The sequence below is a fragment of the Streptomyces luteogriseus genome (assembly GCF_014205055.1).
Classification (GTDB): Bacteria; Actinomycetota; Actinomycetes; order Streptomycetales; family Streptomycetaceae; genus Streptomyces; species Streptomyces luteogriseus.
In genome coordinates this window covers 8,285,588-8,308,529 of the sequence record NZ_JACHMS010000001.1, presented here as the reverse complement: position 1 = coordinate 8,308,529, position 22,942 = coordinate 8,285,588, and the positions used below count along the sequence as shown (strand labels likewise).

General features: G+C 73.6%; 19 protein-coding genes and 1 pseudogene. 13 read left to right on the top strand and 7 right to left on the bottom strand.

What is annotated here, in order from left to right; translation table 11 throughout:
- Positions 1 to 38 precede the first annotated feature (38 nt).
- Entirely contained in the window at positions 39 to 482 is a 444-nt protein-coding gene (locus BJ965_RS36920; protein ID WP_184915799.1) for an ATP-binding protein, read from the bottom strand.
- Between the two features lie 242 nt (positions 483 to 724).
- Between BJ965_RS36920 and BJ965_RS36915 the strand changes: the two genes are divergently transcribed.
- From BJ965_RS36915 to BJ965_RS36890, 6 genes are all read left to right on the top strand, one after another.
- Positions 725 to 1,000, top strand: coding sequence for a hypothetical protein (locus BJ965_RS36915; protein ID WP_184915796.1), 276 nt, complete (start codon positions 725 to 727; stop codon positions 998 to 1,000).
- Between the two features lie 92 nt (positions 1,001 to 1,092).
- Positions 1,093 to 1,410 carry a hypothetical protein gene (locus tag BJ965_RS36910; RefSeq protein ID WP_246546202.1) on the top strand — a complete coding sequence of 106 codons (318 nt, stop codon included), beginning with the start codon at positions 1,093 to 1,095 and terminating at the stop codon, positions 1,408 to 1,410.
- Between the two features lie 617 nt (positions 1,411 to 2,027).
- Complete coding sequence (locus BJ965_RS36905; RefSeq protein WP_221513301.1) at positions 2,028 to 3,227, top strand: hypothetical protein; 1,200 nt, start codon at positions 2,028 to 2,030, stop codon at positions 3,225 to 3,227.
- Positions 3,228 to 3,317: 90 nt separating this feature from the next.
- On the top strand, positions 3,318 to 3,848 hold the full coding sequence (locus BJ965_RS36900; protein ID WP_184915794.1) for a (2Fe-2S)-binding protein: 531 nt from the start codon (positions 3,318 to 3,320) through the stop codon (positions 3,846 to 3,848).
- Complete coding sequence (locus tag BJ965_RS36895; protein ID WP_184915790.1) at positions 3,845 to 4,849, top strand: FAD binding domain-containing protein; 1,005 nt, start codon at positions 3,845 to 3,847, stop codon at positions 4,847 to 4,849. The genes BJ965_RS36900 and BJ965_RS36895 overlap by 4 nt, the downstream gene beginning before the upstream one ends.
- Positions 4,846 to 6,969, top strand: coding sequence for a xanthine dehydrogenase family protein molybdopterin-binding subunit (locus tag BJ965_RS36890; protein WP_184915787.1), 2,124 nt, complete (start codon positions 4,846 to 4,848; stop codon positions 6,967 to 6,969). The genes BJ965_RS36895 and BJ965_RS36890 overlap by 4 nt, the downstream gene beginning before the upstream one ends.
- Before the next feature lie 89 nt (positions 6,970 to 7,058).
- On the opposite strand, the gene BJ965_RS40025 is transcribed toward BJ965_RS36890, so the two are convergent.
- Positions 7,059 to 8,717: a hypothetical protein gene (locus tag BJ965_RS40025; protein ID WP_184915784.1), complete on the bottom strand. Its 1,659-nt coding sequence runs from the start codon at positions 8,715 to 8,717 to the stop codon at positions 7,059 to 7,061.
- A gap of 246 nt (positions 8,718 to 8,963) precedes the next feature.
- Here BJ965_RS40025 and BJ965_RS36880 point away from each other — a divergent pair, with 246 nt between their 5' ends.
- The 3 genes from BJ965_RS36880 (at position 8,964) to tgmB (ending at position 10,598) form a co-directional block, all read left to right on the top strand.
- Complete coding sequence (locus BJ965_RS36880; RefSeq protein WP_184915781.1) at positions 8,964 to 9,287, top strand: YkvA family protein; 324 nt, start codon at positions 8,964 to 8,966, stop codon at positions 9,285 to 9,287.
- A 119-nt stretch (positions 9,288 to 9,406) separates the two neighbouring features.
- Positions 9,407 to 9,598 carry a putative ATP-grasp-modified RiPP gene (tgmA, locus tag BJ965_RS36875; protein ID WP_033312495.1) on the top strand — a complete coding sequence of 64 codons (192 nt, stop codon included), beginning with the start codon at positions 9,407 to 9,409 and terminating at the stop codon, positions 9,596 to 9,598.
- Positions 9,599 to 9,614: 16 nt separating this feature from the next.
- Positions 9,615 to 10,598 carry an ATP-grasp ribosomal peptide maturase gene (gene tgmB / locus BJ965_RS36870; RefSeq protein ID WP_184915778.1) on the top strand — a complete coding sequence of 328 codons (984 nt, stop codon included), beginning with the start codon at positions 9,615 to 9,617 and terminating at the stop codon, positions 10,596 to 10,598.
- 37 nt (positions 10,599 to 10,635) lie between these two features.
- Here tgmB and BJ965_RS36865 read toward each other — a convergent pair whose 3' ends face one another.
- Positions 10,636 to 10,860 (bottom strand): hypothetical protein, encoded by a 225-nt coding sequence (locus BJ965_RS36865; protein ID WP_184915774.1) that lies wholly within the window; start codon positions 10,858 to 10,860, stop codon positions 10,636 to 10,638.
- Positions 10,861 to 11,000: 140 nt separating this feature from the next.
- Entirely contained in the window at positions 11,001 to 11,453 is a 453-nt protein-coding gene (locus tag BJ965_RS36860) for a hypothetical protein (RefSeq protein WP_184915771.1), read from the bottom strand.
- Between the two features lie 183 nt (positions 11,454 to 11,636).
- Here BJ965_RS36860 and BJ965_RS36855 point away from each other — a divergent pair, with 183 nt between their 5' ends.
- Positions 11,637 to 12,608: a GlxA family transcriptional regulator gene (locus BJ965_RS36855; RefSeq protein WP_184915766.1), complete on the top strand. Its 972-nt coding sequence runs from the start codon at positions 11,637 to 11,639 to the stop codon at positions 12,606 to 12,608.
- Positions 12,609 to 12,654: 46 nt separating this feature from the next.
- On the opposite strand, the gene BJ965_RS36850 is transcribed toward BJ965_RS36855, so the two are convergent.
- The 3 genes and pseudogenes from BJ965_RS36850 to BJ965_RS36840 form a co-directional block, all read right to left on the bottom strand.
- Complete coding sequence (locus tag BJ965_RS36850; protein ID WP_030847406.1) at positions 12,655 to 12,906, bottom strand: DUF5133 domain-containing protein; 252 nt, start codon at positions 12,904 to 12,906, stop codon at positions 12,655 to 12,657.
- Positions 12,907 to 13,017: 111 nt separating this feature from the next.
- Positions 13,018 to 14,345, bottom strand: a pseudogene (locus BJ965_RS36845) (ATP-binding cassette domain-containing protein).
- A 107-nt stretch (positions 14,346 to 14,452) separates the two neighbouring features.
- Positions 14,453 to 15,310 carry an aldo/keto reductase gene (locus BJ965_RS36840; RefSeq protein WP_184915763.1) on the bottom strand — a complete coding sequence of 286 codons (858 nt, stop codon included), beginning with the start codon at positions 15,308 to 15,310 and terminating at the stop codon, positions 14,453 to 14,455.
- Between the two features lie 265 nt (positions 15,311 to 15,575).
- Here BJ965_RS36840 and BJ965_RS36835 point away from each other — a divergent pair, with 265 nt between their 5' ends.
- The 3 genes from BJ965_RS36835 (at position 15,576) to BJ965_RS36825 (ending at position 22,934) form a co-directional block, all read left to right on the top strand.
- Positions 15,576 to 17,138, top strand: a complete 1,563-nt coding sequence (locus tag BJ965_RS36835) for an acyl-CoA carboxylase subunit beta (RefSeq protein ID WP_313667605.1) — start codon at positions 15,576 to 15,578, stop codon at positions 17,136 to 17,138.
- A gap of 73 nt (positions 17,139 to 17,211) precedes the next feature.
- Positions 17,212 to 18,969, top strand: coding sequence for a fatty acyl-AMP ligase (locus tag BJ965_RS36830; RefSeq protein ID WP_184915757.1), 1,758 nt, complete (start codon positions 17,212 to 17,214; stop codon positions 18,967 to 18,969).
- The gene (locus BJ965_RS36825; protein WP_184915754.1) at positions 18,966 to 22,934 is read left to right on the top strand and encodes a type I polyketide synthase; all 3,969 of its coding nucleotides are present in this window, start codon (positions 18,966 to 18,968) and stop codon (positions 22,932 to 22,934) included. The genes BJ965_RS36830 and BJ965_RS36825 overlap by 4 nt, the downstream gene beginning before the upstream one ends.
- The last annotated feature ends 8 nt before the right edge of the window (positions 22,935 to 22,942 follow it).

The following is a 22,942-nucleotide window of genomic DNA, read 5'->3' as shown; positions in this document are numbered from 1 at the left end:
TTTCTCCTTCGGGAGCGGGCCTCGACGGGGAGCGGAACTCAGCTGCTGCCGCCCGGGCGGCCCATGTCCGCTTCGGCGTCCGCCGCGGGATCGGCGGGACGGAAGCATGCCGTCACCGTCTTGCCGTGCCGCTGGCACCTCATCCCCCACTCGTCTGCGAGCTTGCGCACGATCGCCACTCCGCGGCCGGAGACCTCGCCCGGTTCCGGGTCGCGCTGGCGCGGCAGCGTCGGGTCCTCGTCATGGACGCTGACGTGAAGGCAGTCGCCGTCCCAGGTGAGGACCAGGTGCGCGTCGCTGTGCGCATGGATGTGCGCGTTGGTGATCAGTTCGGACACCGCCAGTACGATCGTGTCCACCGTGTCCGGCTCGGCAGCCGCCCAGGGCAGGGTCTCGAGACGCCCACGGGTCCACTCCCGTCCTGCTCGTACTCCTTCGGACATACGGAAGGAGTGCGCCCACCCCATCGCCTTCACCGCCACGGCCCCCGGTCCCCTCTCCTGCCCGCACACACGAACTCGTGCACCGCCGGGTACCCCGGCACCGCCTCGACATCCATGGGTCGCACGGCGCCGCCGTCACCGCATGTCCGCGGGCGTCTCGACGGGAACCTTTGGATGCGCTGGCACATCGTCGCTGCCGGAGGCGCGGATGAGTCTCGCGATGCACGCCGTCTCCCTGCACCTGCGGATCACCGCCGAGCCCCGCTCCTCGACGGCGGCAGGTGCACAGAACAGGATGCGCGGCCCGAACCGGACAGCACTGGGCCCTGGTCGGGGCGCTGGCCGACCGGGGCGTCCGGGTCGAGGTGCCGCTCCACGGCCTCACTCCGCGGCACACCCACCACGAGGCGTATCCGTTGGTGACCGAGGTGTACCGGGAACTGCTTGACCACGTGCCCGCCGCGGCGGTGACCCTCGCCGGCGACTCGGCCGACGCCGGACTGTCGCCCGGGAACTTCCGGCCGCGGGCCTGCCGCAGCCCCGCCGGATCGCTCTGATCTCCCCCTGGCTCGACCTCACGCTCAGCCATCCCGCGGTGCGGGCCGTCGCACCGCACGAACCATGGCCGGCACCGGAAGGCCTCGTCGAGATGGGCCGTGCCCGGGCGGGCGGCGACGATCCGGCGGACGCGGGACCGGACGCCGATGTGATGGTGATCGACGTGACGGTCATGGACGGCGACTGGCGCCGGGAGGTCCGCAAGGAGGTCATCGAGCGCGTCCTGGCCGCGCTCGCCGACGCCTGCGGTCTGCCGGAGCCGTCGCCGGCCTGGTGGGTGACCTTCCGCGTGATCGACGAGGGCAGCTGGGGCTCGCGCGGCACCGTGCTCTCCGTACTCTCCCTGCTCGAGACCGGGGTGTTCACCGGGGAGAAGGCCGACGCCGTGCGGACCGCACTCCGCGCATGAGAACGCGCGGCAGGCACCACGCCGGCCCGAGCCCGAGTCGACGCACCCCATCCCACCCCGGCCGCGGCACGCGGCCATGCCACGAGAAGCGGCGGACCGCCCCCGGTCACCCGTGCAGCGAGCAGGACCCGCCCCGATGCGGATGGTGGGCGGGCCCTGCTCGTGCGCACCATTGTCGGGATCACTGAGTGTGCGGGCCACGCGTGAGATCCGTGGATGTGCGCGCGGCGCACACACCCCGCGTGCGTGGCGCACACCCCCGCGTGCGTGGCGCACATCCCGTACCTCGCCCCGGCACCCGCCCCAGGTCACCGCCGGATGCCGCATCACGCCGCCCCGTCGTCACACACCACCCCCCTCACGCCACATGACACGGCCTCGCACGGGTAGGCGCTGCGCATGAGTGACGGCGGGACGGAAGAGGAGACGGGCGTGCGCGACACGAGGAGCGACGGTCGGGGTGGCCGGAGCACGCCGCGGGCCGGCGGCCGGGGTGGTGAAGGATCGTAGACACGTTCGTCACCGGCGCCCCGAACCGGGTGCGACCCCGGGTAGCACCCGTCGGCCTGCGGCGACGATACTGGCAGGCGCACGTACCCCCGCTTACAGATGGACCCATGCAGACCTCCCTCACGGTTCGCCCCATGACTCCCGCCACGGTGTGGCCGGCGCGCGGCCGCCACACCCCGGGATCCGCGGAAGACGTACTCCGGCGCTCGCTCCAGCAGCGCAAGGACAGCCGGGCCATCGACGACTTCCTGGAATTGCCCGAAGACGAAACCGCCCCGGCGGAACGGGTCTTCGAGGCCCGTTGGCGGGTCGACGGCGACGTGACCGTGCGCGCCCGGCTGAGCCTGAAGCCCGGCCCGGACGAGGGGGACGGGCAGGAGTGGCTGCTGGTCGCGGAGGCCGAGCAGCCGTGGGACCACGCCTGGCCCTCCCCCGCCGGTCTGTTCTGGCCGGAGGGCCCCGACACCGCCTGGGACCAGGACGCCGCCTCGCGTCTGACGCTGGGTGAGATCAACCCCCTGCCCCAGGACGACAGGGAGATCCGCCGCCTGCTGAGGAACGCCGTGCGCGGAGGGTGGCACATCCACGTGGTCGTCCACGAGGCGATGACCACCGACGACCGGGGACGTACGCCGGTGGCCCGGTGGCTGCCGCCGGGCCTGCGTCACCGTGTGGTGGAGCACCACGCAGCCCCGCAGCAGCTGCGCGGCCTGAACTGGGCCCTGCGGGACTCCGGGGTCGAGGTGCCGCGCGGTGGCGCGGTGGTCCTGCCGGGCGTTCCGGCGCCGGAGGGCTACGACGCCCGGGACTTCTCGGTCCGCGCCGTCTTCCTCGACGGCTCCGAGCCCGTCGACCTCGTCGACGCGGTGACGCGGTTCGCCGCGCTCCCGCGCCCCCTGCCCGACGGCGCCGAGGAGGCCCTCACCGCGCTGCGGGAGGACTGGCACCTGCTGACGCTGCAGGAGGAGCTGGACCGCCAGCGCGGTCTGGTGGCGATGTACGCCGAAGCGCTGGAGGCCATGACGAAGTCCCGTGACCTGTACCGGGAGGCGGCCGAGAGCGCCCACGAGGCACTGGCCGTCTACCAGGAGGCCGCCCAGGCCGCTCCCGCCCGGCCCCAACCGTCCGGTCCGCCCGCCGTGTCCCCACTCCAGCAGCTCACACGGACGTTCGAACGCTTCAAGGTCAAGCGTCCCTCGGCTCCGGCCGGTGACCGGAAGAAGGGTGACGGGGAGAGCGGCGACACGAGCGACGAGCAGAGCGAGGGGAAGGACACCGCCGACCAGCGCGTGACGTCGGAGCACTGACCCCCCTCGTGGGAGGCACGTGTCAGTCGTGCCGTCCTGGATACGCGGTCCGTACGGCATCACGGCCCGCCCGGGAAGGTCCTCCACAACATGGGCAACCACCTGCACCACTCGCGGACCACGCTCCGCGTCAACGGCAAACCCCACACGCTCACCGTCGACCACCGGCGGGTCCTGCTGGACCTCCTGCGGGAGGATCTCGAGCTCACGGGCGCCAAGAAGGGCTGCGACCACGGCCAGTGCGGCGCCTGCACCGTGCTGGTGGACGGGCGGCGCGTCAACAGCTGCCTGCTGTTCGCGGTCGCCCTCGACGGCTGTGAGGTCACCACCGTCGAGGGACTGTCCGGCGACGGTGAGGAGCCGCATCCGCTGCAGCGGGCCTTCCTGGAGCGCGACGCGTTCCAGTGCGGCTACTGCACGCCGGGCCAGATCTGCTCCGCGGCCGGCGCGCTCGCCGAGGCCGCGGCAGGCCACCCCTCGCACGTCACCGACCCGGCGGCGCCCTCGGGCGAGCCGGTGCCGCTGGACCGGGAGGAGATCCGGGAGCGGCTGAGCGGCAACCTGTGCCGGTGCGGTGCGTATCCGCGGATCGCCGAGGCCGTGGAGGACGTGATCCCGTGAAGGAGTTCGCCTATGTCCGCGCCGGCAGCGTCGAGGAGGCGACCTCCGCCTACGCCTCCCACTCCGGCGCCCGCTACCTCGGGGGCGGCACCAACCTCGTCGACCTCATGAAGCTCGGCGTCGAGGCGCCGAGCGCCCTCATCGACGTCACCCGGCTCCCGCTGGACACGATCGAGGAACTGCCCGACGGTGCGCTGCGCGTCGGGGCGATGGTCCGTAACAGCGACCTCGCCGCGCACCCCCTCGTCCGCGACCGGTATCCGGCGCTTTCGCAGGCGGTTCTCGCGGGTGCCTCCGGGCAGCTGCGCAACGCGGCGACGACCGGCGGGAACCTGCTCCAGCGCACCCGGTGCCCGTACTTCCAGGACCTGTCGAAGCCGTGCAACAAGCGCGAGCCGGGCAGCGGATGCGGCGCGCGCGAGGGTGTCCACCGTGATCACGCGGTGCTCGGTCACTCGGCGCACTGCATCGCCACCCACCCGTCGGACATGGCGGTGGCGCTCGCCGCTCTCGACGGGCGTGTCGAACTGGACGGGCCCGAGGGAGCCCGGAGTGTCGCCGCGGCGGAGTTCCACCGGCTGCCCGGGGACCGGCCCGAGCGGGACACCGAGATCCGCCCCGGCGAACTGGTCACCGGTGTGGTGCTGCCGGCCGCCACGGCCGGGCTGCCGTCGGCGTACCGCAAGGCCCGCGACCGGGCCTCGTACGCCTTCGCGCTCGCGTCCGTCGCGGTCGTGCTGCGTCTGGAGGACGGAGTCGTCGGTCATGCGGGGCTCGCCTTCGGGGCGCTGGCACACCGGCCGTGGCGCGCTCGGCGCGCGGAGGAGGCGCTGTTGGGCGCGGCGCCGACCCGTGCGGCGTTCGAGCACGCCGTCGACCTGGAGCTGTCCGCCGCGCAGCCGTTGCGGGACAACGCCTACAAGGTGCCGCTCGCCCGCAGTCTCACCGTGGACGTGCTGTCCCGGCTCACGGACACCGCGCTCACCGGGAGGGCCTCATGACGGGCAGTGTGGGTGCCCCCGCCGAGCGACGCGAGGGCCTCGAGAAGGTCGACGGCAGCGCCCGCTACGCCGCCGAGTTCCACCTTCCCGGCCGGGCGCAGGCCTGGCCGGTGCCGGCGAGTGTGGCCCGGGGCCGGGTGACCGGTGTCGACACGGGGGCCGCCCTGGCCGTGCCCGGTGTCCTCTGTGTCCTCACCCACGAGAACGCGCCGCGTTTGACGGAACCGGACGATCCCACGCTCGCGGTCCTGCAGAGTCCCCGGGTGCCGCACCGCGGCTGGTTCGTGGCCCTGGTGGTGGCCGAGACCCTGGAGGCGGCGCGCGCCGGTGCGGCCGCCGTCCGCGTCACCTACGACGCCGAGGAGCACGACGCGGCCCTCACCGTCTCGCACCCGGGTGTGTACGTGCCCGAGGAGGCCAACGGAGGTCACCCGGCCGTCCGCGAACAGGGTGACGCCGACGGGGCGTTCGATTCCTCGGCGCACCGGGTGGACGTCGCGTACCGGGTGCCGCCGCTGCACAACCACCCCATGGAGCCGCACACCAGCACCGCCCGGTGGGAGGACGGCCGGCTCACCGTGCACACCTCCAGCCAGGGCACCGGCGCCGTGCGGGCCGTGCTCGCCGGGTTGTTCGGCCTGCCCGAGGAGCGGATCGCCGTCGCCGCCGAGCACGTCGGCGGCGGCTTCGGGTCCAAGGGCACGCCGCGGCCCGACGTGGTGCTCGCCGCCATGGCGGCACGTCACACCGGGCGGCCGGTGACGGTGGCGCTGCCGCGCCGCTACCTGCCCGCCGTCGTCGGACATCGCGCCCCGACCCTCCACCGGCTGCGGCTCGGGGCCGACGCGGACGGCCGGCTCACCTCCCTCGTGCACGAGGTCACCACGCACACCTCCCGCATCAAGGAGTTCGTGGAGCAGGCGGCGGTGCCCGCGCGGGTGATGTACGCCGCGCCGCACAGCCGTACGGTGCACCGGGTCGCGGCGCTGGACGTTCCGTCGCCGTCCTGGATGCGCGCTCCGGGCGAGGCCCCCGGCATGTACGCGCTGGAGTCCGCCATGGACGAGCTCGCCTCCGAACTCGGCCTGGACCCGATCGAGCTGCGCGTCCGCAATGAGCCCGACGTCGAGCCCGACAGCGGCAGGCCGTTCAGCAGCAGGCATCTGATCGAGTGTCTGCGCGAAGGCTCCCGGCGCTTCGGGTGGGACGGGCGCGATCCCCGCCCGGGCACCCGCCGGGACGGCCCCCTGCTGCTGGGGACCGGCGTGGCGGCGGCGACCTACCCCGTCATGGTGGGCCCCTCCACCGCGGAGGCCCGTGCGCTGCCCGACGGGACGTTCCTGGTGCGGATCAACGCCACCGACATCGGGACGGGTGCCCGGACCGTGCTCGCGCAGGTCGGGGCCGACGCCCTGGGGGTGCCGCTGGAGCGGGTGCGGATCGAGGTCGGCAGCACCGAACTCCCGTCGGCACCGCTGGCCGGCGGCTCGTCCGGCACCGCCTCCTGGGGCTGGGCCGTGCACGACGCCTGCGCCCGGCTGGCCGTGCGCCTGGCCGAGCACGCCGGGCCGCTGCCCGGGCAGGGCCTCGACGTCCGCGCCGACACGGAGGGCGTCGCGGACGCCGAGAGCGACTTCGCCCGGCACGCCTTCGGGGCGCACTTCGCCGAGGTCACCGTGGACACGGTCACCGGCGAGGTCCGGGTCGGCCGGCTCCTGGGGGTATACGCGGCGGGCCGCATCCTCAATGCCCGTACGGCGCGCTCCCAGTTCGTGGGCGGCATGACGATGGGCCTGGGCATGGCGCTGACCGAGGGCAGCACCATGGACGCCGCGTTCGGTGACTTCACCGAGTCGGACCTGGCCTCGTACCACGTGCCCGTGCACGCCGACGTAGCCGAGATCGAGGCGCACTGGGTCGACGAGGAGGACTCCCACCTCAACCCCATGGGCAGCAAGGGCATCGGGGAGATCGGCATCGTCGGGACGGCCGCGGCGATCGGCAACGCCGTGCACCACGCCACGGGCGTGCGCTTCCGTGAACTCCCGCTCACCCCGGACCGGGTGCTGACCGGGTTGCTCGATTCCCCCTCCCCCGCGTGGGGTCGTTCACCAGAGTGACGCTGTTCGGCCTGCTCCGGCCGTGAGTGGACCGGACCGGCCGACGACAGCGGCTCGATCCGGTCCACCCGGAGGGACTGCTCCGCACCTCACTCCGCCACGCCGTGCGCCTCGGACGCCGGGGCGGCCTCCCACTGCCTCGCGGCGATGGGCGCCAGCACCCGGAAGACCAGGGCGACGAGGGCCAGCAGAGCCGCGCACCCGGCGACTCCGGCGGCCAGCCACGGCGGGGCGAGCGCCAGGTCGACGGCCCGGGACAGGGACGCCGACGGGAAGGAACTGCCGTACGCCTGGGCCCCGGCCAGCACCGTGGGCACCAGCACTGCGCCGGCCAGCACCAGCGCCACGGGGCGCAGCGCCAGCAGCAGCGCCAGCACCGTGCACAGCACCGACAGGCCGAGGGCGAACGCGTGCAGCCGCAGGGACGCGTCGCCGCGCTGCAGCGGGAAGTGGACCACCGCGCACACGACGAGGGCCAGGGCGGCGAACCATCCCGACCAGGACACGGACCGGGCGTACCGGTCCGTCGCCGGTTCGCGGTCCGCAGGTGAGTCGTCGAGGGGGCGGTGGGTCTCGCGGACCGAACCCGCGTGCGCCGCACGGCGCTTGCCCGTGCGGCCGGGCACCCCGGCCTTCGCGGTCTCGCCCTCGGGGCGCGACGTCCCGTTCGCGCGACGGCCGTTGCGGTCCAGCCGCTCCAGGCCGAGGCGGTCGATCAGCTCGACCAGCTCTCCGACGGACCGGCCGGTGGCGGCCGCGCGGAGCGCCTCTTCCCGGACGTGGGGCTCCTGCGGCTCCTTGTGCAGCAGGGTCACCAGCCGGGTCACTTCCTCCACCGGCCGGTGGGCGGCCGCGGCCCGGATCGCCTCGTCGGCGCAGTCGGCGTCGCGCGGGGGCTTCGTCAGCAGGGCGATCAGCCGGGACACGTCCTCCACGGACCGGGACACCCCCGCGGTGCGGAGCGCGTCGACCCGCGCCTGCGTGTGGTCGGGCGACTCCTCCAGCGAGACGATGAGGTCGACGACCTCCTCCAGCGGCCGGTCGGCCACGGCGGCGTGCACCAGGTCGCTGACGGCGTCGCCGTACGGGGCGCCGGAGGCCGCGCCGGTGCCGGGCCGGAGCTCCACCGGGTTGTCGTCGAGCGACCGGATGACGAACGGCCGCGCACCCGGCCGGCCGGCGTCGTCAGGGCCGGGCCCGAGGGACGGATCGGCATCATCCGGGGCGGCGGAGTCCGCGCGGGAAGATCCGGCGAGCGGATCGGCGTCGTCCGGACCGGAGGTGTCCGTGGGGGCGGGCCCGGCAAGCGGATCGGCGTGGTCCGGGGCGGCGGAGTTCATGTGAGCCGGACCGGCGGGCTCTTCCACGGGGTCCGGCCGGTCCGGGACGGGAGCGGCGGGCCGCGCCTCCGCGGGATCCAGCCAGTCCTCGGCCGGCGGAGGCGACTGCGCGGCGGCCGGGTCCGGCTCGGGGGCGGCCGGCTGCGCGCCCGCCCCGGCCGCCGGATGGGAGCCGAGGGCCGCGGGCTCGGCGTCCGCACGGTCGGCCGGGCGGTAACCGCCGGCGGCGGGCTCGGAGTGCCGCGCCGGATACCCCTCGTACGGGCCTGCGGCGGGCTGCGCGCTCGTCTGCTCCACCTGGTGCGTGCCGGTGGCGACGGTCGTCTCGGCGGACGGCTGGGCGGACCCGTTCGGCTCGTGGGGTATGGCAGGTTCGTTCGAGCGGGGTGATGAAGAGCAGGTGGTCATACTCGCCTCCGTGGGAAGAGTGCGGCCGCTCCTGCGCCCCCCGTCGTGGGACGAGCGACGTTACGCTGACCATTACTAGGCGCCCCCGTCACCCCGTGCCACTCGGGTGAGCCGGCGGGATGACCACCCGTACGGAAAATGCACCGACTCGCCGACATGTCGGGCGTCGGCCGCAATACAGCCGCCGGAAACGGGAATCCAGCTAAGGACACCCCGTGTCGCGGCATGCCAGGAGGAGGGCAACCCGTGGATACGACCACAAAGGTGATCATCCTGGCCGCGGTTCTCGCGGCCTTCGTCCTCGTCTTCGCCGTCGTGGTCCTGGTGCGGCTGGTCCGCACGCGCCGCGATCTGCGGCGCGCGGGACTGCCCACCGGCCCGCGCTGGGTCTTCTGGGGCGCGGTGCTCTATCTCGTGCTGCCCGTCGACCTGCTGCCCGACCCGGTCTACCTGGACGACATCGGCGTCCTGCTGCTCGCTCTGCGCACTGTCCGCGGCTCCCTCGGCGAACGGGAGCGCAGTACGGCACACCGGCCGGACCGGCAACTGGCCGATGACTACGGAAAGTAAGGAAACCAACCACCCGTTCGATTCGTATAAGTCTCTGGAAGCCGAAACAGGTCGGCGGACCGGGCGGCCGCGCCCCCGGGCCCTCGCCTGATCGGCGCAGTACCGACGAGGGAGAGACGATGCAACCGTTCGCGCTCAACTACGCGCGCCCGGCAGTGGAGTTGGAAGCTGCCATTCCGTACGTGTACGACGCCGGACTGCAGTTGAACGTACTCCGCGACGGACGGGTCGCGGCCTCAGACTTCGCCCTGTTGAGAGAGTTCGGCACCACGACGTCCACCGCCGGCTCCAAGACGCACTTCGACGACTGACCTCGGGCCGCCGACGATGACCGTACTGATCCTCACCTGCGAGGAGGACGTCACCGCGGACATGGTGGTCGTACACCTGAACGCGACGGGGGTTCCTGTGGTCCGGGTCGATCCCGCGGATCTGACCGGTGGAGTCGCGCTCTCGGGGGAGTATGTGCACGGCCGGTTCCGCGGGCATCTGTCCGCCGGGGGGCGGCTGGTGAGCATCGGGGGGCTCCGGTCCGTGTGGGTGCGCCGGCCCGGCGTCCCGGCCGCGCGGGCGGCCCAGCCTTCCGCGTGGCTGACCGAGGAGGCCGCCCAGGCGCTCTACGGCATGCTGCGCAGCTCGGGCGTGCGCTGGATGAACGACCCCGACGCGGCGCGCCGGGCCCGGCACAAGCCGTGGCAGCTGCGTCTCGCCCAGAGATGCGGCCTGCCCGTGCCCGCGACGCTGATCACGACCTTCCCGCGCGCCGCCCGCGAGTTCGCGGAGCGTTACCCGGAGCTGGTGGTCAAGCCGGTGTCGGGCGCGCATCCGCAGGACCCGCCGCGGGCCGTGCCGACCAGCCGGGTCGCGCCGGACGCGGACTTCTCGGCCGTCGCGTTCGGGCCGACGCTGCTGCAGCGGCGGATCACCAAGCGGGCCGACGTCCGGCTCACCGTCGTGGGCGAGCGGATGCTGGCCGCCCGCAAGGCGACCGCGGACGACGCGGACCCGGACGAGGTCGACGTGCGGTTCGCCGCGCCCGGCTCGCCGTGGCTCCCGGTCGACGTGCCGTCCCGCATCGCGCCCGGTGTGTTGTCCTATCTGCGGGAGGCCGGACTGGCCTACGGCGCTTTCGACTTCGTGGAGGACTCCGACGGGACCTGGTGGTTCCTGGAGTGCAACCAGTCGGGGCAGTTCGGGTTCGTCGAGGTGGAGACGGGTCAGCCGATCGCGCGGACCATCGCCGAGTGGCTGGCCCGGCCGGTGCCGGTCCAGCCGTCCCATGTCAACGGTTCCGACACCACGGTCCGTTGAGCACCCGGGCCCGGCGGTCCCGGGCCCGCCCTGTCGTTCACTGCGGGCGCGGGCCGGGGAGCATGCCCGCGCGCTGCCAGCCCGTGCCCGGGGAGTGCGGACGGTCGTAGCCGGAGTGCGGACGGTCGTAGCCGAGGGACTGTGAGGGCCGCATGACCAGCTCCAGTTCCCTGCTCACACGTTCGGCCTCGCGGCGCACCTGTGCGGGTACGTCGCCGCGCTCCGCGATGAGTCGGTCGTAGATGGGGGAATCCTGGAACACCCGTCAACGCGCCTTTCTGCTCGTCGGCCCCGTGATGGGGCGAGACTGCGAGTGTAGGCGGCGTGATGTCCCGGAGTGTGAATTCCTTGGGATGACTTGACGCAGACCGGACATCCGTGACAGGCGGGGGCGGGGCGTGCTCAGGCTCCCGTCGTGGAACCCGGCCGGACGATCATCAGGACGGTGACCGTGGCCCACAGCAGGTTGAAGATGCCGGTGAACATGGCGAGTTGCACGGTGTCCCGGTGGTCGGGGGCCCGCTCGTCCTTCAGCCGGTCGAGGAGTTCCTCCTGGCGGGGCAGGACGAAGGCCACCAGGACGCCGGCGGCCGCGGCGGTCAGGGCGATGGAGGTGATGAGCCATCCGCTGCCGAGGACGCCCATCGCGGCCGCGGTGGCGAACCCCAGGGCCGGGACGGTCAGCCCGACACCGGCGTAGACGCGGCAGATGCGGTGCAGGAGCGCCGGAGTGCCGATGCCGTCCGAGGCCGTCCAACGTCGCGCGGCGGGCGGGAACATACTGGCCGCGACGGTCACGGGACCGACGGCGACGATGGCGGCCAGGACATGGAGGGACAGCAGGATCTTGGTCACCGGGGCTCTTTCCGTGAATGCGGTCGACGGGCCCACGCTAGGACGCCCCCGCGGACGCGCCCATGGGCTGGAACGACATCTTCCAACGGGTTCTCGCCACCTCGCCCAACCTGGCTCATCTCTTCAGGACCGCCGCTGTCCCCACGTCACGGGGTTGGCGGGAAGCCGCCTAGGGTGGCGGTCATGCACTCCGTGGCGATCCTGGTTCTCGATCACGTGGTGCCGTTCGACATGGCGGCGCCCCAGCAGACGTTCGCCTGGACACATCTGCCGGACGGGAGGCCCGCCTACCGGGTGCGGCTGTGCGCCGAGACGCCCGAGGTGCGCGCGGACGGCGGCTTCACCCTGCGGATCGAGCGGGGGCTGGACGCGCTGGCCGAGGCGGACACCGTCATCGTGCCCGGCTGCTCCCCCGACGCCGCACCGCCGTCCGCACGCGTGCTGGCGGCCCTGCGGGAGGCGGCCGAGGCCGGGACCCGGATCGCGTCGGTGTGCGTCGGCGCCTTCGTCCTGGCGGAGGCGGGGCTGCTGGACGGCCTGCGCGCCACCACGCACTGGGTGGCCGCCGGCGAACTGGCCCGCCGTTTCCCGCGGGTCGAGGTCGAGCCGGACGTGCTGTACGTCGACAACGGGCAGATCCTCACCTCGGCCGGGGCCGCCGCCGCGCTGGATCTGTGTCTGCACATGATCCGCCGCGACCTGGGATCGGCCGTCGCCGCCAACATCGCCCGGATGTCGGTCATGCCGCTGGAACGCGAGGGCGGGCAGGCCCAGTTCATCGTGCACGAGCATCCGCCGGTGCCGCGGGGTTCGGCTCTGGAACCCCTGCTGGAGTGGATCGAGGACAACCTCGCGCACGAGGTGACACTGGGTGCGCTGGCCGCACGGGCGGGGATGAGCGAGCGGACCTTCAGCCGGCGTTTCCGCGAGCAGACCGGCACCACGCCGCTGCAGTGGCTGCTGCGGGCGCGGGTGCGGCGCGCCCAGTACCTGCTGGAGAGCTCCGACCACTCCGTCGAACGGATCGCGCGCCAGGCCGGGTTCGGCTCGCCGACCGCGTTCCGGGAGCGGTTCCGCAAGGTGGTGGGCACCACGCCGTACGCCTACCGGACGGCGTTCCACGGGCGGAGAGACGCCTCGGCGGCCCCTTCCTAGGGGCCGCCGAGGCGCACTGCCCGGTCCCTGCCGGGCCTCAGATCCGTCAGCCGACCAGCGTCAGGCCGTTCTCCCCGCCCGCGTCGGCGGCGTCACGCCGCTCTTCGGTGAGCAGCAGGACATCGGCCTTCGCGATGGCGTCACTGATGTCGGACGTCCCCATCATCACGCACAGCGTGTAGCTGACGTCCTCCAGTTCGCGTGCCGCCGTCGGCACGTGCCTCTCCGACTGAGCGATCCTCAGCGACGCGTACCGCGTCAGCAACTCCCTGACGATCTTCCGGTCCGGTACAAGCACGTAGCGCCCCTCTCTCTGTTTTCGCTGCGTATGCCCGAACCACGCGGAAACATTCACACGATTTTCTCACCTGGGTCAGATTTGACGAGAAGTGATCGAATGCGACCGGTCTTAGGCGATCTGACCGCTGTGCAGGGCCGCGTAGACCCCACCCCGGTGCAGGAGCTCCTCGTGTGTGCCGATCTCCTCGACCCGGCCGTCACCCATCACCACGATCCGGTCGGCGCCCTGGACGGTGGACAGCCGGTGCGCCACGACGAACGTGGTGCGCCCGTGCAGCAGCCGGACCAGTGCCGGCCGCAGGGCCGCCCGTACCGTCTCCTCGTCGGCATCGTCCATTCCGTAGGCGACGTTCTCGCGGATCGTGCCGTCGACGAGGACCGACTCCTGCGGCACCACCGACAGGAAGCGGCGGTAGGTGCGCAGGTCGAGGGCGTTCATGTCGGCGCCGTCGAGCAGCAGCCGGCCCGAGGTGGGCCGGATGAAGCCGATGACGAGGTTGAGGACGGTGGACTTGCCCGCGCCGGACGCGCCCACGAGGGCGACGGTCTCGCCCGGCGCGACATCGAGGGTGAAGTCCCGTACGGCGGTGCGCCCGTCGGTCCCGTAGGCGTAGTCGACCTGCTCGAAGGTGACGGCCCCGCGCAGGGCGGTCAGTTCGGCCTTGCCCTCGTTGTCCTCCAGTTCGGGGGCCTGGAGGACCTCGCCCACCGAACGGACGGACTCCAGGCCCTTGGTGATGACCGGGGCGAGGCCCGCCAACGTTGTCGTGGAGTTGGTGAGGGTGGTCAGGAAGGCGCTGAGCATCACGACGTCGCCGGCGGTGACGCCCCACACGCCGTGGTACGACAGGAGTGCCGCACCGGCCAGGACCAGCACGCCGACGACGTTGAGGACGACCCAGGCCAGCGATCCGAACCGGCCGTTGACGAGGTCGAGGCGCAGGCCCGAGGTGAGCAGCCGGTTCAGGGTGCCGTTCATGCGGCCGGTTTCGGCGGTCTGCTGGACCATCTGCTCGACCGTCTCCACGTCCCGCACGACCCTTGGCCTGGAGCACGCCGGCACTGACACGGGAGTGGTAGCCGATGGAGAGCTGCTGCATGCGGGTGCACAGGGCGGAGCGCAGGGTGGTCCCCATGCGGCGGACGCTGCCGTAGAGGAGCCGTACGTACAGCACGTGCAGCGGGTAGTTGATCAGCAGGATGAACAGGATGGCCGGTGCTGGCCCACAGGCGGCTGACCGGCTGGTGCTGGACGACGGTGTCGATGATGGACGCGGTGATCAGTGGCAGCAGCCAGACGGGGCTGTGCTTGACGGTGAAGACGGCGACGGCGGCGAGGAGCCGCCGCCGGTCCGCGCGCAACAGACAGGCGAGGGTGCGGACCGGGTGCTCGCCCCGGCAGCGGTGGTCGAGCGGTCTCTCCCACGGCGATGCCATCGGTGGTGTCCTCCCGGGTTGCCGGTGCGCGGGGCGGGCGCGTGCTTGGTCGTGTGCACCAGAAGACCCGGGGCGGCGTGCGGCCGTCCCCGGGTCTCGTGGTCTGCTCAGGCGGCGTCCAGCTCCGCCAGTTCGTCCGCCGTCAGGACGAGATCGGTGGCGGCGAGCGAGTCGCGGATCGTCTCGGGCCGGCTCGCGCCCGGGATCGGGACGACGACCGGCGACTTGGCGAGCATCCAGGCCAGGCACACGCGCTGCGGGCTCACCCCGTGCGCCTCGGCGATGCGGGCGAAGGCGGCGTGACCCGAGCCGAGTTCACCCGCCTTCGAGATCCCGCCGAGGGGGCTCCAGGGCAGGAAGGCGATCCCGAGTTCGTCGCACAGGCGCAGTTCCGGCTCGCTGGAGCGGAAGGCCGGGGAGAACTGGTTCTGTACGGAGACCAGGCGCCCGCCGAGGATCTCGCCGGCCTGCCGGATCTGCTCGGGGTTCGCGTTCGAGATGCCGGCCATGCGGATCTTGCCCTCGTCCAGCAGGTCGCGGACCGCGCCGACGGACTCGGCGTAGGGGACGCGCGGGTCGGGGCGGTGGAACTGGTAGAGGCCGATGGCCTCGACGCCGAGCCGGCGCAGGGAATCCTCGCAGGCCGCCTTGAGGTGGCGGGGAGTGCCGTCGAGCGTCCAGCTCCCGTCCCCGGGACGGAGGTGGCCGCCCTTGGTCGCGACCAGGACGTCGCCGCCGCGGTCGTGTGAGGCGAGGGCCTTGGCGATCAAGGTCTCGTTGTGTCCGACCTCGTCGGCGTCGCGGTGGTACGCGTCCGCGGTGTCGATCAGGGTCACTCCGGCATCGAGAGCGGCGTGCAGGGTGGCGAGGGAGCGGTCCTCGTCCGGTCGTCCTTCGATGGACATGGGCATCGCGCCCAGGCCGATCGCGCTGACCTCGACGTCACCGATGCGGCGGGTGTGCATGGGTTCGTGACCCCTTCCGGCTGTCGGGCGATGGTGCACTCCAGCCTGGACGCCGCGCGGCCGGGGGTCCAATAGAAGAAGGAGAACGCATTCAGCACTCGGACCGCTGAATCGCGCCCGGCCCACGGAGGCCCCCTTGTCACACCTGGATGAAACCCCGCGCCCGAGGACTCACCTCCCCCACACAGACCGGCGATCCGTAGGGCATTCCTCCGCCTCGCTGCCATATTCGAGAACCACTTCGGAGGTGGTTGTGAGCACAGAGGTGACAGCATCCGGTCCGGGGGAGACGGCCACGCACCCGCCCGGAGACACCGCGGAGCGCGTCGCCGGCCTGGAGCACCGCCGGGAGCGGGCGGTGGCTCCGGGCGGTCCGCGCAGACGCGGGGAGTTCTCGGCCCGGGAGCGGATCGAACGGCTGGTGGACAAGGACTCCTTCACCGAGACCGGTCTGTTCGTGCGGGCCCGGCCCGCCGGGCCCGACGCCCGCCGCCCCTACGGCGACGGCGTGGTCACCGGGTACGGCACGGTCGACGGCCGCCCGGTGTGCGTGTTCGCCCAGGACTCCACCGTGTTCGGCGGCAGCATGGGCGAGGCCTTCGGTGAGAAGACCGTCGCCCTGATGGAGCTGGCCCTGAAGACGGGCTGCCCGGTGATCGGCCTGAACGACTCCGGCGGTGCCCGGATCCAGGAGGGTGTCGCCGCCCTCGCGCTCTACGCCGAACTGGTCCGGCGCAACGTCAAGGCATCGGGGGTGATCCCGCAGATCTCCGTCGTCCTAGGTCCGTGCGCGGGCGGTGCCGCCTACTCGCCGGCGATCACCGACTTCACGGTGATGGTGGACGGCGCCTCGCACATGTTCGTCACCGGCCCCGACGTCATCGAGACGGTCACGGGCGAGCGCACCACCGCCGAGGAACTGGGCGGCGCCCGCACCAGCAACACGGTCAACGGCAACGCCCACTTCCTGGCCGCCGACGAGGAGGACGCCCTCGACACCGTGCGCGACCTGCTGTCGTACCTGCCGGCCAACAACCTGGAACGGCCCCCGGAATACGCCCCCGGGCCCGCCCCGGCCGGGGACGGACTCGACGAGATCGTCCCGGACCGGCTCGGCGAGGCCTACGACATGCGGGACATCCTGCACGCGGTCGTCGACGACGGTGAACTGCTGGCGGTGCAGGAGCTGTTCGCGCCGAACATCATCTGCGCCCTGGCCCGCGTCGAGGGCCGTTCGGTGGGCGTTGTCGCCAACCAGCCGCTGCACGCCGCCGGGGTCCTCGACATCGACGCGTCCGAGAAGGCCGCGCGGTTCGTCCGGTTCTGCGACGCGTTCGGCATCCCGCTACTGACCTTCGCCGACGTGCCCGGCTATCTGTCCGGGGTGCGGCAGGAGCAGGCCGGGATCATCCGGCGCGGCGCGAAACTGCTGTACGCCTACGCCGAGGCCACCGTCCCCAAGGTCACGGTCGTGGTGCGCAAGGCGTACGGCGGCGGCTACGCGGTGATGGGATCCAAGCACCTGGGCGCCGACGTCAACCTCGCCTGGCCCACCGCGCGGATCGCCGTCATGGGCGCCGAGGGGGCCGTGGGTGTCCTGCACCGGCGTGAACTCGCCGCGTCCGACGACCCCCAGGCGCTGCGCGCCGACCTCCTCGCCGCATACGAACGCACCCACGGCACCCCGTACCTCGCCGCCGAGCGCGGCTACGTCGACGCCGTCATCGCGCCGCGCGAGACGCGCGAGCAGATCTGCCGCGCCCTGCGCGCACTGCGCGGCAAACGCGCCCCGATGCCGGAGCGCCGGCACGGCAACATCCCCCTCTAGCCGCCCTCTTCTCCCCCTCCCTCCCTTCTTCTGCGACCCGTAGGCCGATCCGCGCCGTGAGGAGCCCCGCCTGATGGACAGCCGCCGCCCCCCGCTCGCGCCCGCGTGCCCCACGCTGCCCGAGTACGTACGGCACTGGGCCGAGACCACCCCCGACCGCCGGGCCTTCACCTTCGTCGAGCACCCGGCGCCGCACTCGCGCGGAGTCCACCGCACCCTGACCTGGCGCCGGTTGAACGTGCGGGTGCGGGCGCTCGCCGCGCGCCTCGCCGACGAGGCCGGGCCCGGGGACCGGGTCGCGCTGCTGTGTCCGCAGGGCACGGAGTACGTGGCGGCGTTCCTCGCGGCCCTGTCCGCCGGGCTGGTCGCCGTGCCGCTGTACACGCCGGGCCTGCCCGGGCACGCGGACCGGCTCGCGGGTGTCCTGGCCGACGCACGTCCCTCGGTGGTGGTGACCACGAGCCGGACCCGGGCGGAGGTGCGGGACTTTCTCGGGTCCGGCCGCCCGAGGATCGTCGTCGCGGACGAGGTGCCCGACGACGCGGGCCGGGACTGGCAACCGGTCGCCCCGGACCCCGGGGCGACCGCCTACCTCCAGTACACCTCCGGTTCGACCCGCGCCCCGGCCGGCGTGGAGATCAGCCACGGCAACGTCGTCGCCAACGCCCGCCAGGCCCTGGCCGCCTACGGCCTCGACACCCGCCCGATGACCAGCGTGGGCTGGCTGCCGCTCTACCACGACATGGGGCTGGTGCTCAGTGTCGCGGCCCCGGTGGCGCGCGGGGCGCTGTCGGTGCTGATGGACCCGGCGGCGTTCCTGCACGAGCCGGTGCGGTGGCTGCGGCTGCTCACCGCGCATCCGCACGCCGTGAGCGCCGCGCCCAACTTCGCCTACGACTACTGCGTCGCGACCGTCACCGCCGAACAGAAGGAGGCGCTGCGGCTGGACCGGGTGACGGCGTTGATCAACGGCAGTGAGCCGGTCCGACCGGGCACCGCCGACCGCTTCCACGCGGCCTTCGCGGACCGGGGCCTGCCGCCCGGGACGCACTGCCCGTCGTACGGACTGGCCGAGGCCACGGTGTTCGTGTGCGCGGCCCGGCCGGGTGAGCCGCTCAGCCGGTTCGCGCTCGACCGCGACGCCCTGGCGGCCGGAAAGGCCCTGCCCGCGCGACCCGACGATCCCCGGGCGGTGCTGCTGGCGGGTTGCGGCACGCCGGCGGGTCAGCGGGTCCGGGTCGCCGACCCGGTGACGCGGGTGCCGCTGCCGGAGGGCGAGGTCGGTGAGATCTGGGTGCAGGGGCCGAACGTGGGCCGCGGCTACTGGAACCGGGACTCGGAGGAGGTCTTCGGCGCGGAGTTCGCGGACGCCGTGGCCGGTCCGGGCCGCTGGCTGCGCACGGGCGATCTGGGGACGGTGCTGGAGGGGCAGCTGGTCGTCACGGGACGGCTGAAGGACCTGATCATCGTCGACGGGCGCAATCACTACCCGCAGGACGTCGAGGCGTCGGCGCAGGAGGCGCACGAGGCGGTGCGCCGGGACCGGCTCGCCGCCTTCGCCGTGCCGGGCGCTGCCGGTGGCGAGTGCGCGGTGGTCGTGGCGGAGCACGCGCGGACCGCGCACCTCGCCGAGGCGGACGTGGCCGCGCTGGTGCGTGCCGTGCGCGGCGCCGTGTCCGCCCGGCACGGGCTGCGGCTGGCCGATGTCGTCGTGGTGCCGCCGGGCACGGTGCCGCGCACCTCCAGCGGCAAGGTGTCCCGGGCGCTGACCCGCGCCCGCTATCTGGAGGGTGCCTACGGCGGGCAGGTCCGGGCGGGTGCCGCGGTATGAGGTCCGCCGACGAGGCCGCGCTGCGCCGGCTGATCGCGGAGCGGGTGGCCGCCTGGAACGGCACGTCCCCGGACGACGTCCCGATGGACCAGCCGCTCGCGGACCTCGGCATGGCCTCGCGGGACGCCGTCGCCCTGGCCGGCGAGCTGTCCCGCGCCACCGGCCGGGAGCTGCCGGCGACACTGCTGTGGGAGACACCCACCGGTCAGGCCCTGGTGGCGCGGCTGTGCGAGACACCTGCGCCGGGTGCCGGGATGGCCCCCGTGCCGCGCCCCGCGGTTCCGGGCGGGACGGCCGAACCGGTCGCGGTCGTCGGGGTCGGTTGCCGCCTGCCCGGCGGTGTCCACGGCCCGGACGACTACTGGCGGCTGCTCAGCGAGGGTGTCGACGCGATCCGGAGCGTCCCGGAGGACCGCTGGCGCGACTTCACCGCGTTCCCGCCCGCCGACGCCCATCCGTACGGCGGCTATCTGGACGACATCGCCGGGTTCGACGCGGACTTCTTCCGCATCACCCCGCGCGAGGCCGCGGTGATGGACCCCCAGCAGCGGATCCTGCTGGAGGTCGTCCACGAGGCGCTCGACCACGCCGCCGTGCCGGCCGGGTCCCTGGCGGGCACGGCCACCGGTGTGTTCGTCGGCATCTCCGCACCGGAGTACGGGCAGTTGACGGGAGCCGACCCGGCCACCGTCGACCCCTGGGCCCCGGCCGGGGGCGCGCTCGGTGTCGCCGCCGGACGGCTCGCCTACGTCCTGGACACCCGGGGGCCGAGCCTGGCCGTCGACACGGCCTGCTCCTCCTCGCTGGTGGCCGTGCACCACGCCTGCGTCAGCCTGCGCACGGGCGAGAGCGACACGGCGATCGCGGCCGGGGTCAACCTGCTGCTGTCGCCGGTCGTCACGGTCGCCTTCCGCCGAGCGGGCGCCCTCGCCCCGGACGGGCGGTGCAAGCCGTTCTCGGCGCGGGCCGACGGCATCGGGCGCGGCGAGGGGTGTGCGGCGGTGATCCTGAAGCGGCTGTCCGACGCCGAGCGGGACGGCGACCGCGTATTGGCTGTCATCCGCGCCAGCGCCGTCAACTCCGACGGCCGCTCCAACGGCCTGATGGCACCCAACCCGGCCGCCCAACTGGCGCTGCTGCAAAGGGCGTACGCGCAGGCCGGGCTCACCGCGGAGCACGTCGACTACGTGGAGGCGCACGGCACGGGCACACCGCTGGGCGATCCGATCGAGGCGGGTGCGCTCGGCGCGGTGCTCGGCGCGGGACGGGACCCCGACCAGCCGCTGCTGCTGGGGTCCGCCAAGGGCAACCTCGGCCATCTGGAGTCCGCCGCGGGCATCGCCGGCCTGGTGAAGACCGTGCTGGCCCTGCACCACGACGGCATCCCACCGTCCCTGCACTGCGAGGGGGGCAGTTCCCTCACCGATCCCCGGCTGCGGGTGGTGACCGAGCCCGAGCCCTGGCCGCGCTACGGCGGCACGGCCGTCGCGGGCGTCTCCGGGTTCGGTTTCGGCGGCACCAACGCCCATGTGGTGCTGGAGGAAGGACCGCCCGGCCTGGTCCCGGTACGACCGGCCGGGGAACCGGCCGCCCGTCTGCACCTGCTCTCCGACCTCGACGGCGAGCGCCTCCGTGACACCGCGGGCAGGCTCGCCGGCCGGCTGCGGGACGGCGCCGCGCACCCCGCCGACGTGGCCCGGACCCTGGCCGGCCGTACGGGACGAGGGCCCGTGCGTGCCGCCGTGGTCGCCCGTGACCGGGACGAACTGGCCGACGCGCTGGACGCGTTGGCCTCCGGGCGCCCGGACCCACGGGTGACGACCGGGGACCGCGACCGCGTGGGGCGCGGCCCGGTGTGGATCTTCTCCGGGTACGGCAGTCAGTGGCCCGGCATGGGGCGCCGGTTGCTGGCCGAGGAGCCCGCGTTCGCCGCCGCCGTCGAGAAGCTCGACCCGCAGCTCGCCCCCGAGTGCGGGCTGTCCCTGTACGACCATCTGTCCTCGGGCGATGGTCTGGACCGTCTGGAGGTCGCCCAACCGGTGCTGTTCGGCCTTCAGCTGGCACTCGCCGAGTTGTGGCGTTCCCACGGTGTCGAGCCCTCCGGCGTGATCGGCCACTCCATGGGCGAGGTGGCGGCGGCCGTGTGCGCGGGCGCGCTGGACGTGGCGGACGGGGCGCGCGTCATCGCCGTACGGGCCCGGCTGCTGAGCGGTCTGCGGGGCGGTGCGATGGCCGTGGTGGACCTGGACGACTCCGAACTGGACGCGCTGGCACGGGACTTCCCGGAGGTGCATGTCGCCGTGCACTCCTCCCCGCGGCACAAGGTCGTCACGGGTGACGAGGCCGCGGTGGCGGGGCTCGTGCGCCGGCTGGAGGGGCAGGGCCGGGCGGCGAGGGCCATGCGGGTCGTCGGCGCCGGGCACTCGCCGCAGGTGGACGAGCTGTTGCCGGAGCTGGTGAACGCGCTGTCCGGCATCCGGGGGCGGCGGCCGCACGTCCCGGTCTACTCCACGGTCCTCGACGACCCGCGCGGGGACTGCCTCTTCGACGCCGCGCACTGGGCGGCCAACCTGCGCAGGCCCGTGCGGCTGGACCGGGCGCTGGCGTCGGCCGCGGCCGACGGCCACACGGCCTTCGTCGAGATCTCCCCCCACCCCGTGCTGACGGGAGCCGTCGCCGACACCGTGCCGGGCGCCCTCGCCCTGGCCACACTGCGCCGGGACGCCGACGGGTCGGAGGCGTTCGCCGGGCAACTGGGCGCCCTGTACGCGGCGGGACAGCGACTGCCCGTGCCGCCGGGGCGGGTCGTCGACCTGCCGCTGCCCCGGTGGCGGCACGTACGGCACTGGTGGACGGACGGCCGGGCCGCCCGCATGGAGCCGCTGCCGGAGGAACCTCCCGCCTCGGCGACCGGGCCCTCCTCGGTCCTGGCCCGCCTGACCCACCACATCGCCGCCGTCACCGGCCACTCCCCTGCCCGGATCACCCCGGGCACCGCGTGGGCGGACCTCGGCCTGGACTCGCTGATGGCGGTCCGGGTCCGCACGGCCGTGGAGCGCGAGTTCGGCATCGAACTGCCCCTGCGTGAGCTGTTCGCCGCCGTCACCGTCGAGGACGCCGCCACCCGGGTCGAACGCGCCCTCCCCCGGGACGACACCCCGGTGCGACCACTGCGCGCCACCGGCTCGCGGCCCCCGCTGTTCCTCGCCCACGCCGCCGGTGGCCCGGTCAGCGTCTACCGCACGCTGACCGAACTCCTCGGCGACGACCAGCCGGTGTACGGGCTGGAGCGGATCGAGGAAGCCGGGACCGTGCCCGAGAAGGCTCGGCGCTACGCAGAGGCGATCAACACCGTCCGCCCCGACGGCCCCGTGCTGCTGGGCGGTTGGTCCTTCGGCGGCTTCGTCGCCCAGGAGACCGCCCGGCAGCTGACCGCCGCCGGGCGGGAGGTGCGGCTGGTCGTGCTCATCGACTCCGTACGGCCCCTCCCCCGCCCGGGGTCGACGCGGTCCGACCGGATCCGGGCGCACTTCGAGGGCTTCGCCCGCCATGTCGCCGACGCCTACGGCGTGCGACTGGAGTTGCCGTACGACGCGCTCGTGGCGATGGACGACGACGCGACCCGTATCGACGCCGTGCTGCGCGCCCTGCGGGAGGCCGCCGACGTTCCGCCCGCGGCGCTGGAGCACCAGCGGTCCTCCTACCTGGACATGGGCATCGGCGAGTCGCACAGCCCCGCCCCCCACGACGGGCCGGTGGTCCTCTACCGCGCCACCGAACCCGCGCCGCACACCGTGCGCGACCCCGCGTACGAGCGGGACGACCCGGCGCTGGGCTGGGACGAGGTGTGCCCACGTCTCCAGGTGGTGCCGGTGGCCGGTCACCATCTGTCGCTGCTCGATCCGCCGCACGTCGGCGAGATCGCCGCCCATCTGAGCCGGACACTCGCCGATCCGGCCCCCTGACCTGGAAC

Coding starts and splice junctions, on each gene's coding strand:
- tgmB (WP_184915778.1), top strand. CDS start 9,615: ATGACCGTACTGATCCTCACCTGCGAGGAGGACGTCACCGCGGACATG.
- BJ965_RS36910 (WP_246546202.1), top strand. CDS start 1,093: ATGGGCCGTGCCCGGGCGGGCGGCGACGATCCGGCGGACGCGGGACCG.
- BJ965_RS36900 (WP_184915794.1), top strand. CDS start 3,318: ATGGGCAACCACCTGCACCACTCGCGGACCACGCTCCGCGTCAACGGC.
- tgmA (WP_033312495.1), top strand. CDS start 9,407: ATGCAACCGTTCGCGCTCAACTACGCGCGCCCGGCAGTGGAGTTGGAA.
- BJ965_RS36840 (WP_184915763.1), bottom strand. CDS start 15,310: ATGCACACCCGCCGCATCGGTGACGTCGAGGTCAGCGCGATCGGCCTG.
- BJ965_RS40025 (WP_184915784.1), bottom strand. CDS start 8,717: ATGACCACCTGCTCTTCATCACCCCGCTCGAACGAACCTGCCATACCC.
- BJ965_RS36905 (WP_221513301.1), top strand. CDS start 2,028: ATGCAGACCTCCCTCACGGTTCGCCCCATGACTCCCGCCACGGTGTGG.
- BJ965_RS36890 (WP_184915787.1), top strand. CDS start 4,846: ATGACGGGCAGTGTGGGTGCCCCCGCCGAGCGACGCGAGGGCCTCGAG.
- BJ965_RS36825 (WP_184915754.1), top strand. CDS start 18,966: ATGAGGTCCGCCGACGAGGCCGCGCTGCGCCGGCTGATCGCGGAGCGG.
- BJ965_RS36830 (WP_184915757.1), top strand. CDS start 17,212: ATGGACAGCCGCCGCCCCCCGCTCGCGCCCGCGTGCCCCACGCTGCCC.
- BJ965_RS36855 (WP_184915766.1), top strand. CDS start 11,637: ATGCACTCCGTGGCGATCCTGGTTCTCGATCACGTGGTGCCGTTCGAC.